Below are 498 nucleotides of genomic sequence, written 5' to 3'. Positions count from 1 at the left end.
GGATAAAGGCCAGAAACACAAAGCCTTTAATGCCAGTAAGATTGAGGCGCACCACGCCATCATCCCGACGACAAAAAGCGGAGCCGGTATTCAGCTTAATGAAAAAGAGCGGAACGTTTATAACCTGGTGTCCGTCTACTTTATCGGGCTGTTCTACCCGGATGCGATCCGCAACAAGACGAAAATCCACTTTGATATTAAGGGGGATACCTTTACGGCCACACAGAGCGTTCTGGTACAAAAGGGCTGGGAAGCGCTGGGTAAGGATAGTGATGACGAGGACGAAACCGAAGATGCCGGAACGGACGGTTTTGACCTTTCATTGCTGAAATTTAATGACAGCGGCCTGTGTGAATCGGCAGACGTGGACAAGAAAAAGACTACACCACCTCGCTATTTCACAGAGTCAACGTTACTGGCCGCCATGACGAGTGCGGCAAAATTCATTGATGATCCGGCTCTCAGAAAGGCGCTGGAAGCGAAAGACGAGGGCAGCAG

General features: G+C 50.2%; 1 protein-coding gene. It reads left to right on the top strand.

Going from position 1 to position 498, the window contains the following annotated elements; translation table 11 throughout:
- A partial coding sequence (locus HGG74_RS20770; protein ID WP_246263142.1) for a DNA topoisomerase occupies positions 1 to 498 on the top strand: 498 nt, incomplete at both ends.

The organism is Arthrobacter mobilis, assembly GCF_012395835.1.
Taxonomy (GTDB): Bacteria; Actinomycetota; Actinomycetes; order Actinomycetales; family Micrococcaceae; genus Crystallibacter; species Crystallibacter mobilis.
The sequence above is the reverse complement of the archived record's forward strand: the minus strand, read 5'-3'. Positions and strand labels throughout refer to the sequence as shown.